Annotated in this window: 9 protein-coding genes; 5 read left to right on the forward strand and 4 right to left on the reverse strand. The window is 39.0% G+C overall.

Annotated features, from left to right (window positions below; translation table 11 throughout):
- Position 1: 1 nt before the first annotated feature.
- Both panC and panB read right to left on the reverse strand, forming a co-directional pair.
- Positions 2-856, reverse strand: a complete 855-nt coding sequence (gene panC / locus C7N65_RS09180) for a pantoate--beta-alanine ligase (RefSeq protein WP_105994180.1) — start codon at positions 854-856, stop codon at positions 2-4.
- Positions 856-1,665 carry a 3-methyl-2-oxobutanoate hydroxymethyltransferase gene (gene panB, locus C7N65_RS09185; RefSeq protein ID WP_105994181.1) on the reverse strand — a complete coding sequence of 270 codons (810 nt, stop codon included), beginning with the start codon at positions 1,663-1,665 and terminating at the stop codon, positions 856-858. Before panB ends, panC begins: the two co-directional genes overlap by 1 nt.
- 67 nt (positions 1,666-1,732) lie before the next feature.
- Here panB and C7N65_RS09190 point away from each other — a divergent pair, with 67 nt between their 5' ends.
- The 5 genes from C7N65_RS09190 to C7N65_RS09215 all read left to right on the forward strand — a co-directional run bounded on the left by C7N65_RS09190 (position 1,733) and on the right by C7N65_RS09215 (position 7,476).
- Positions 1,733-2,590, forward strand: a complete 858-nt coding sequence (locus tag C7N65_RS09190; protein ID WP_105994182.1) for an oxidoreductase — start codon at positions 1,733-1,735, stop codon at positions 2,588-2,590.
- A 234-nt stretch (positions 2,591-2,824) separates the two neighbouring features.
- A complete protein-coding gene (locus C7N65_RS09195) occupies positions 2,825-3,103 on the forward strand; it encodes a hypothetical protein (protein WP_105994183.1) in 279 nt (92 codons plus the stop codon).
- Between the two features lie 257 nt (positions 3,104-3,360).
- Positions 3,361-4,524, forward strand: a complete 1,164-nt coding sequence (gene nagA, locus C7N65_RS09205; RefSeq protein WP_105994185.1) for an N-acetylglucosamine-6-phosphate deacetylase — start codon at positions 3,361-3,363, stop codon at positions 4,522-4,524.
- A 368-nt stretch (positions 4,525-4,892) separates the two neighbouring features.
- The gene (locus C7N65_RS09210; protein WP_105994192.1) at positions 4,893-6,689 is read left to right on the forward strand and encodes a metallophosphoesterase; all 1,797 of its coding nucleotides are present in this window, start codon (positions 4,893-4,895) and stop codon (positions 6,687-6,689) included.
- Between the two features lie 94 nt (positions 6,690-6,783).
- Entirely contained in the window at positions 6,784-7,476 is a 693-nt protein-coding gene (locus C7N65_RS09215; RefSeq protein ID WP_105994186.1) for a hypothetical protein, read from the forward strand.
- 88 nt (positions 7,477-7,564) lie between these two features.
- On the opposite strand, the gene C7N65_RS09220 is transcribed toward C7N65_RS09215, so the two are convergent.
- A complete protein-coding gene (locus C7N65_RS09220; protein WP_105994187.1) occupies positions 7,565-8,728 on the reverse strand; it encodes a cupin domain-containing protein in 1,164 nt (387 codons plus the stop codon).
- A gap of 37 nt (positions 8,729-8,765) precedes the next feature.
- Positions 8,766-10,379, reverse strand: a complete 1,614-nt coding sequence (gene ggt, locus C7N65_RS09225) for a gamma-glutamyltransferase (protein WP_105994188.1) — start codon at positions 10,377-10,379, stop codon at positions 8,766-8,768.
- Positions 10,380-10,598 lie beyond the last annotated feature (219 nt).

Raw genomic sequence — 10,598 nt, forward strand, 5'->3', positions numbered from 1 at the left:
TTTATTGGTCATCTCCAAGAATAATATTATCGATCAAGCGTGCTTTAGAAAATTTAACTGCGAGTGAAATGAAAAATCGGCCTTCAATGTGCGATTGCTCGACTAACTCTGGATAACTGTATACAGCCACTTCATCAATATGGCCGCTTGTATGTTGTTGTAAATAATCTGTGATGCGGTCGATAATGACTTTACTGTCTCTTTCGCCGTCTTGATAGTATTGTTTTGCCAGCTGCAGGCTCTCTTGCAGCGCAGGAGCTTCTTCGCGTTCTTTTTTTGTTAAATATACATTGCGAGAGCTCTTAGCAAGACCGTCTGCTTCACGTACAATCGCTTGTGCGACAATTTCAATCGGGTGATTAAAGTCTTTCACCATTTTTTCTACAATAGCTAATTGCTGCGCATCTTTTTGTCCGAAATAAGCACAATCAGGCTGAACGATATTAAAGAGTTTATTGACGACAGTGACTACACCGTTAAAGTGAATCGGACGCTGTGCACCTTCTAACACTTCAGCAAGCCGCCCGACTTTAAGGGCAATACCGATTTCATCTGGATACATAGCTTCTGCACTTGGGTGAAAGATATAATCCACACCAGCAGATTGTGCCGATTCAGTATCTTGTTCAATTTGTCTAGGATAGGCATCATAATCTTCATCAGGTGCGAATTGAAGCGGATTAACAAACACACTCGCGACCGTAACATCATTTTCTTTAGTTGAACGTGTCATCATAGTCAAGTGGCCGTCATGCAAAGCACCCATTGTCGGAATAAAGCCGATTGTTTTGCCTTGGCGCTTGAATGATTGAGCCAGCTGCTGCATCTCTGAGATAGAGGTAATAACTTGTACCATTACTCTAATTCCCCCAGTATTTGTTTCTTATACGTATGGGCATCAGAAGGGAATTGTCCAGCACGTACTTCTTCATGATAGTGTTTTAAAGCTGAAACACCTTGTGAGAAATCACCATATTGTTTAACGAATTTAGCATGATGATCTTGACCGTAATTCAACATGTCATGATAGACCAGTACTTGTCCGTCAGTGGCTTTGCCTGCGCCGATACCTATGACTGGAATCGTTAAACGTTCTGAAATAAGGGCTGCTAAATCGCTTGGAACGGCTTCTAGTACTAACATTACTGCACCCGCTTCTTCTACAGCCTGTGCATCATTTAATAACTGTAATGCATCTTCTTTGGTCGCACCTTGCATTTTATAACCCATTACACCGACACTTTGCGGCGTCAGTCCTAAATGCGAAACTACAGGGATGCCCATTGCACGTGCTTTTGTAATAAAGCTGATTAAATGTGCACCTTCTGCTTTTAAAGCATTCGCATCAGTTGCTTGATACAATTTCAACGCATTTTTCAAGTCGCTCTCATCATTAATACCGACTGTGCCGATAGGCAGATCTACTACGATAAATGTATCTGGTGCACCGCGGCGTACAGCTTGTGCATGATGAATCATATCAGAAAGTGTCACTTGTACTGTGCTCTCATATCCAAGAACAGTCATACCAAGCGAGTCACCGACTAAAATCGTATCAATACCAGCTGCTTCAACTTGTTTGGCACTTGGATAATCATACGCAGTAACCATTGAAATTTTTTCTTTGTTGCTTTTCATTTCAAATAAATTGTTTAAATGTTTCATAACACCAATTCCTTTATTTAATGTAATATTAGAATAACACATTAATTGAAAATTAGAGGTGGTTTGAGTGGATTTACATTTCGGTATTATCGGACCTGGTGCTGTCGGTACTACGATTGCTTATGAGCTGATGCAGTCATTCAATCTTGCACACGTACACTTATTCGGAAGACAAGAAGGCGATGTCTCTTACCAACAAAGGGATACTCATGATACTGCTGTGCTGCATTACACACCCATCACACACTTTGAAGGACATTTGGATGTTTTGTTTATTGCAGTCAAAACACCTCAGTTAGATCAAGTTATTTTGCAGATGGAACATGTGATTGATGATGAAACAATTATTATTTTAGCGCAGAACGGACATGGTCAAATTGATAAAATAGAACATCCGCATGTTTATCAAGCAGTCGTTTATATCAGCGGTCAAAAACAAGATTCAACAGTGATACATTATCGTGATCGTATCCTCCAGCTTCAACAAGATGATACAACAGAATGGTTAAAAGAAGAATTACAAGCAACAAACTTAGAACTGCAGCTCAAAGGAGACATAGAGGAATATATTTGGTATAAACTCCTTGTTAATTTAGGGATTAATTCTATCACAGCAGTAAGCAGACATCCTGTAGCCATATTGAAATCACCAGAAGCACGCAATTTATGCCGTAATCTGCTTGAAGAAGGACAGCGTATCGCAGCGGCTCATGAGGTAAACCTGCCTGAAACAATAGTAGAAGATATTATGAAAATATATACAGGCTATCCTGAAGATATGGGAACGAGTATGTATTACGATATTCTTGCCGGCAGACCTTTAGAAGTCGATGCAATACAAGGTTATATCTATCAAACCGGACAGTCTCATGGTTTGTATACACCATACCTAGAAACCATCTTCAGCATCCTTAAATTTACTTAAAAGTAAACTAAAAGTGATAGCTCTCTTTGTCTGTCCATAGTATAATAATTTTAATAAATACCCAAATATATTATAAATGGAAAATGGCGAAAGGCGGTTAATAGCTTATGAATAAGATACAGCGTAATTTCATCCGAAAATTGAATGTTGAATGCGTGAAACCTTCATAGCGATTAACTCAAACCCTAAATTTGCAGGTACTTCACAAAATTATAGAATAAAGAAGAAAACAACATGAGTGCATCACACCAAATCAATCGACAAAAGCCGCAAATCTCTGAACTTGCCATTAGAATAGAGCGTCTGGAAGAGAACCAAAAGTACAACAAAATTCAGGTTGTGACAGAAAGAATGGACTGGTTAATTGAAAAACAAAACAATGACCATGACACATTTAATAAAAAGTTCGAAAAAATAGATGAGAACCTCAAAGAAGTAAGCGGGGAAATCAAGCGTCTCGATGAAAAGGTAGATAAAAGATTCGAGAAGATAGATAAAAGTATGACAAATTAGTTGAAAGGATTGATAGTAAAATAGATGGTTTGAAAAGTGATTTGAAATTAATGGTAGGTGTCATCATTGGTTTTATGTCAATTCTAACTGCCTTTCAACATTTCTTTTATAATCAAGACAGTTTAGCACTAGTAAAGCACAGGGGTCTTTTTAGGACTTCTGTTTTTTGTTGCGTTTTGAAATTAATTTTCAAATTGCAGGGTGAGGTTTGTGATAAAATATTGATGATATCTATTATGATAAAAGAGGGATAAAACATGGTTGAATATGTAGTAGCAAACGGTAAGGTTTATACAGAAGAAGGTGTCTTAGATCCTGGTTATGTCAAGATTTCTGAAGGAAAGATTTCAGAAGTCGGTCAAGGTGAATATAAGGGCGATTTAGAAGTTGTGGATGCGGCAGGCAGACATGTTTTGCCGGGATTCATTGATATTCATATTCATGGCGGTTACGGCGAAGATGCTATGGATGCATCTTATGATGGATTGAAACATTTATCTGAGTCTTTATTATCTGAAGGCACAACTTCTTACTTAGCAACTACAATGACACAATCTAAAGAAAATATTGATCGTGCTTTAACTAATATTGTGAAGTATAAAAGCAGCCAGAATAAAGAAGAAGCGGCTGAAATTGCAGGTGTGCATTTAGAAGGGCCGTTTATCTCAGAATATAAAGTAGGCGCTCAAAATCCTAAGTATGTACAACGTCCTTCAGCAGAAGCGATTGAACATTTCCAACATACTGCAGAAGGCAATATTAAGATTATTACTTTCGCACCAGAAGTGGAAGGTGCAAAAGCAGTGTTAGAAAAGTTATCAGATGAAATTATCTTTTCTATGGGACATACTGTAGCAACATTCGATGAAGTGAATGAAGCGGTGGAACATGGCGCAAAACATGCGACACATCTTTATAATGCAGGTACACCGTTTGAGCATCGCCATCCAGGTTTATTCGGTGCAGCATGGACTAATGACGGTATTCATACAGAACTTATCGCAGATGGTATTCATTCGCATCCAGCTGCTGTCAAAATTGCCTATACGATGAAAGGCAATCAGCGCTTCTATTTAATTACTGATGCAATGCGCGCAAAAGGTATGAGTGACGGAGAATATGATTTAGGCGGACAAAATGTCATTGTGAAAGGTTCTGAGGCTCGTTTAGCTTCAGGTGCTTTAGCCGGAAGTATTTTAAAAATGAATGATGGTTTACGCAATATGCTCAACTTTACAGGTGCATCTTTAGAAGAGATGTGGCGTGTTTCAAGTTTAAACCAAGCCATCGCCTTAGGTATTGATCAGCAAAAAGGCAGTATTCAAAAAGGAAAAGATGCGGATATCGTAGTATTAGATAATGAAATGAATGTAAGTACGACCATTAAAAATGGTAAGCTACATGATTTTAAAACACAATAGAACGTAAATCAGTACTCGCTTTAGAAAGCGAGTGCTTTTTTTATAGTTTTGATATATTGATAGCGATATTACTACATAAAATTGTATGTAAACGGTTGCAAATATGTCATAGAAACATGATTATTTTCTATACAGTATCAGCGAGCATAGTTCAACTTCTTATTTATTATCATTTTGCTTAAATAAAATTTACAATCCAAACACCATCTTAATAATAGCTTAACGATGAGTTGCTACAATTTGAATTGAGAGGAAGTGAGAGCCAGTTGATGGCTGATGTCAGGGTGTCTATTAATTTTATGAAAAAATTTTAGAACTTCCTTTAAATAACAACCTATTTTGGAGGTAGCGCATTGAAAAATATCAAGATGACTAAAATTGTAGCAGGAAGTATGGCAAGTTTAATGCTTTTATTAGCAACTGGGACAGCTAATAGTGCAGATGCGAGCGGTAAAGCAGCACCACAAGCGCAACAGCAGCAACAACCTCAAGCTCAACAACAAAACGGTATTAAATTATTAAAAGAAAAACCAAAAGTTGCACCAGTTCCAAAGAAAAACAGCCCCAACCGTATTATTACTAACTTTAATGGGGACACTAAAACACAAATGGGCTTCAACTGGTTCACTACTGATAAAGCAGAAGATGCACAAGTGTGGGTATCAACTTCTAAAAATATGAAAGATGCTAAAACTTTCACAGCAAAAGCTGAACAAGTGGATTCTCAATACATAGAAAGAGACCAATCTGGCCACTTCATTTTCGCAGATGTTGAAAAAGATGATAACGGCAAAACAGTTAAAGATGAAAACGGCAAACCAAAAGTCAAAGGCTACTACACTGATAAAGGTGCCGGCGGTCCAGAATGGACAAGCGGCGACCAACACGGTAAAGCTTCTTTAACAAACGTCAAAGAATACAACTACAAAGCACAAGCAACAGGTTTAAAACCTAATACAACATACTACTACAAAGTAGGAAGCAAAAAAGGCAAACAAAGCCAAGTGGGTACTTTCAGAACATCTGGTAATGCAGGCGATCCGTTCAAATTCGTACAATATACGGATACACAAAATGCTTACTGGAACGAACATGTACGTAACGAAGCAAAATTCGGTGCGAACACAATCGCAGAAGCAATCAAAACTGCCGGCAACCCTAACTTTGCATTGCATACAGGCGACTTCGTAGAAAACTCACAAGTCGAAGATGAGTGGAATGATATCTACGATCAATCTCGTCCATCATTCATGTCATTACCATTAGCAGCAGCTGCCGGTAACCATGATGAATATGCATTCGATGAAAAAGATAAAAAGTTATTAGATCGTTTCAACCGTCACGTTAACGTACCAAAAGAAAACAATGCGGTGAATGGTGGTTCATACTATTCATTCGATTACAATGGTGCACACATGGTTGTCGCAAATACTAATGACAATAAAAAAGGCGCAGACAACCCTGAAGGTAAAGCTATCGGAAAAAAACAAATGGAATGGATTAAACAAGATATCAAAAAAGCCCGCGAAAATGGATCTAAATGGGTTATCTTGAACTTGCATAAACCAATGTACTCTAAGTCTTACCACGCTTTAGAAGATGAAGACATTAAGAAATTACGTGCTGAATTAACAAAAGAAATCGATGATTTAGATGTGGACTTAGTATTGCAAGGTCATGACCACGTATTAGCAAGAACTAAGATGCTTCAACATACTTCTACAAATAACAGTTTCGTCAACGCTAAAATCGAAGACGCTAAACAAGTTAAAGGTGAAGACGGTGTAACATACTACGATAATCCAAAAGGTTCTGTGTATGTATTACCTAATACAGGTGGTACAAAAGCATATGATGATATCTACAGCAAATCATTAGACCACATCAAAAAAATCCGTCCGAAATTAAGCTGGTTAACAGAAGCACAACGTCAAGAGTACAACAACTTATTCGCAGTAGGTGAACAACCTCAAAAAACAGATGCGTTCAACACAAGCCATGAGAACAACCGTGACTCATCAGCACAAAACTTCTCAGTTTATGAAGTGAAAGGCGACAAATTGATTGTGAAAATCTATCAATTACGCGGCGACATCAGCAAAGGCGAACCAAGAACAGTTAAATTAATTGACCAATTCGGTATTTCAAAAACTGCCAAAAAATAAGCGGAACTAAATAGGCACACATAGGCAATTGAACTAAGGTATGGACTCGTGTATATATACGAGTCCTCTACCTTTATACATAGGAGGCAACAAAATGAAGAAATTTTTAACATATACAGCAGCAGTCGCAAGTTTAAGTTTGGTTTTAACCGGGTGCAGCGGCCAACAAGAGAAAAAGACAAGTGATGCTAAAGCACAGACCGAGCAAACTCAAGCTGCCTCAACTTCTAAAGCTATCAAAATCAATAAAGAAAAATTATCTGAAAAAGATATGAAAAATATGAAAGCAGAAGTCATGAAATGGGCAGATCAGCGTGCCAAACAAGAAGGGTTAGCTGCTTCTAACCGCTACTTCGGTGCGGGAGAAATTACAACAGGAGACTGGTATGCGATGACACCTAAAGGCGAGGTGCAAGTCAGCAATCAAAACGACCCGGGACCTAAAGCTTTCGAACGTCATAATTTAGTCGGTGTGGTAATGTATCATTCGAATAAAGGTGTCACAGGTTTTGATGAAAATGCGAAAGATTTATCTAATGTTGAAGGGTATCGTAATGTTGCTGATTTAACCCAACCCGTCACAAAATACTTATTTACAGACGATGGGAAAGTCTATGAATGTCAATTTGATTCAGGCCAACAAGTGACATTATCTTCAGGCTTTGCGCCGAAGGATCATAATGACAAAGATCCTAACTTAAGACCAGATGAATTATTTAAAGTCAGTGAAGATGAGTCAGCGTCAGAATTAATGAGTCGCTTAGTCAAAACCTATGGTAAACAATAATAAGATTTCTCATTCATATGTATCAAAAAAGGCAGAGCGTGTGCTCTGCCTTTACTATGAGCGTGCCGATTGATGGTACGCTTATTCTTTATTGTTCGTCATGTTTAACGTTTGGATGTTTATCATGTGATAAATGATTGTTGATAAAGTCATCATCCAGCGGAAGATGTTCTTTGAGTAAATCTTTTGGTGTATTTGCCATCCATTGATTTAATGAAACATCTGCGAAGTGGTCGCTCTTGAACATTTCTAGGAATACTAAAGGTTCATCCCCGATATTTTCAACATAGTGTCCCATCGCAAATGGTACATAACCCACGTCTCCAGCTCTATAGTTAAATGTACGTGCGTGGCTTTCAGCGGCAAAGACCGTCATACGTGCTTGGCCTTGAATATAAAATTGCCATTCAGATGCGTTAGGATGCCAATGCATTTCACGCATGCCGCCTGGTTCTACCTCGACTAAGGCACCTGTCACAGTTGTTGAAGCTTTGAAGTTGTTAGAATCCGCAATCCATACTTGACCGCCGCTTGTTTGGATAGGTTCAACTTCATCTTTTAGTTTGAACGTAAATGGATTAGGTACTTGTTCAACTGCTTTTAAGATATTTTCTTCTTCCTCTTTAGAAGGTTGCTCGCCTTGGTAAATATAGGTTTCGCCTTTAGGGAAACCTTCAAATGATTCTGGCGGTACACCGAAGTTTTTCGCTAAAACATCATTTGGTGTAGATGAGAACCAGTCTGTAATAGAGAAAGTACTATTCTCTGAGAAGCCGCCATCATCAAAGACAAGCAAGAATTCTGCGCCGTCTTCCATACCTTTTAATGAATGCGGGATGCCTGCAGGGAAGTACCATAATTCGTTTTTACGTACAATGTCGATCCATACTTTGCCGTCTTGATCGACTGATGTGACACGGACTGCACCATTTAATACAATGGCCCATTCTGCTTCTTTGTGCCAATGCAGTTCACGTACACCACCTGGTGTTAAGCGCATATTGACAGAAGCAATCGGTTCAGAAATCGGTAATTCGCGTTTTGTGACTTCGCGAGACCAACCGCCTTCTTCTAATCGAACATGAACGTCAGAAAAAGAGAATTTCATATTATCTAACGTACCGCCGTCTGTTTCTGGAGGTACAATCATATCTGGGTTTTGTAAATCTCTTTCGATATTTCTTGGTCCGTTGTCTGTTGCTCCTTTATTGCCTCTGATTGGTTCTGGTCTGTTTTGATTAAATTGTGTCATTCATAAAAACTCCTTTTCAAAATTTTTCTCATGACCGTTAATAACCTAAAGCTAAGCCTAATGCACGAGGGTCTGCGGCTGCTTCGACATGATCTTTGAAGATTTGAATGGCCTGAGAGTGTCCAACAAGGTCACTGTAAGGATGGATAAAGGAGACATGTCGATGTCCTTTTTGCTCAAGCTTTTCAATAATGTCGCTGCCGAAGCGGTCTTCTACACGCAATCCGTTAGATTTCTCGCCCCAAGTTCTGCCTAGCAGCCATCTTGGACGGTCGATTGCATTTTGTACATTATATTTTTGGTCAACAATGCGTGAGACTAGCATCGCTTGTGTTTGCGGTTGACCATCTCCGCCCATAGAACCTAAAATGATTTCTGGTCGATTATTTCTTGAAACCATTGTGCACGTTAATGTGTGTGCTGGTCGTTTGTTAGGTTCTAAGTAGTTGCGAACATCTTGATCTAATGAGAAAGAAGTACCTCTGTTTTGCATTACAAAGCCCATGTCATCTGGAACGAAAGCAGAGCCCCATTCCCAATAAACACTTTGGATGACACCGACAACGTTGCCTACTTCATCACAAGCACAACTGAATGTTGTATCGCCGTCAGCGTTAATATATGTTTCAGGTGTTGTTGGATAATTGTAAAAGATGTTTTCAGCTCGATTATATAAATAATCTTCTTGGAGTAATGTTTCTGTCGGCACTTCATAGAAGTCCGGGTCTGAAACATAGTGGTTGCGGTCGATAAATGCCAGCTCAGTCGCTCTGGTAAAGATGTCGATGAAGGCATCGTGAGAGCGATGCAGTTTTTCAGGTGAGAATTTATTTAACATGCCTAACACTTGCAAGGTCGCAATGCCTTCTGAGTTAGGCGGTGGTGAAGAAATGATGTAGTCTCTGTATTGAACAGAAATAGGACGTGTCCATTCAGCTTCATAATTTTCAAAATCCTGTGCAGTAAGGTAGCCGCCATGGGCTTGAATAGATTGCGCGATGCGTTTAGGAATTTCTCCTTTATAAAATGCATCTCTGCCATGTTTTGCAATTTCAGATAATAAATCAGCAATATTTTCATTTCTCATGATTTGACCGATTCTGTATGGCGCTACGCTGTCTTTTAAGAAAGTTTTCGCAGTTTCTTCGAAAGAACGCAATGTGTTGAGTTTGGATTCAGAAAAGCGTGCTAATGAAGTACTTACTGGAAAACCTTCGCGTGCATAATAGATGGCGGGTGCTAAACAATCTTTAAAAGGTAATTTGCCGAAGCGTTCATGCGCTTTGTACCAACCGTCGACTGCACCAGGTACTGTAATAGCTGCACGTGCACCGCGGTTAGGTATTTCATTTTCATCTTTAAAGAGTTCAGCTTGGACATGCTGCCCGCTGTGTCCTGTCGCATTCAACACGTATTGCTGTTTTGTTTCTGCGTCGTAAATCAGCCAGAAACTATCTCCGCCGATACCTGTCATATGCGGAAAGACAACACTCAGTGCCGCATTGACTGCGACCATTGTATCGATAGCATTGCCGCCTTTAAGCGAGATATTATGTCCCACAATTGTCGCAATATCATTTGGACTTGCGACAGCGGCAGAACGACCGATAAACGGTTTACCATATCTTGGGTCTTTGATTTGATCCCCCATAATGAACAACTCCCTTTAAATTGTCACATCACAAGTTCATTGTAATCGTGTATACTTATTACTTTAGCCCAAGCGATTGTTAAAATAACACAAAGAGTAGACAGAGATTTTTAAATATTTGTACAAAATGCACATATAACTAAACGAGTGGTTGTGCTATGATACCTAACAGAAGTTGATTTCTTATTAGTACCCTAACGAATTGAAATGCTAAAAAAT

This window comes from Staphylococcus simulans (genome assembly GCF_002994445.1).
Taxonomy (GTDB): domain Bacteria; phylum Bacillota; class Bacilli; order Staphylococcales; family Staphylococcaceae; genus Staphylococcus; species Staphylococcus simulans_B.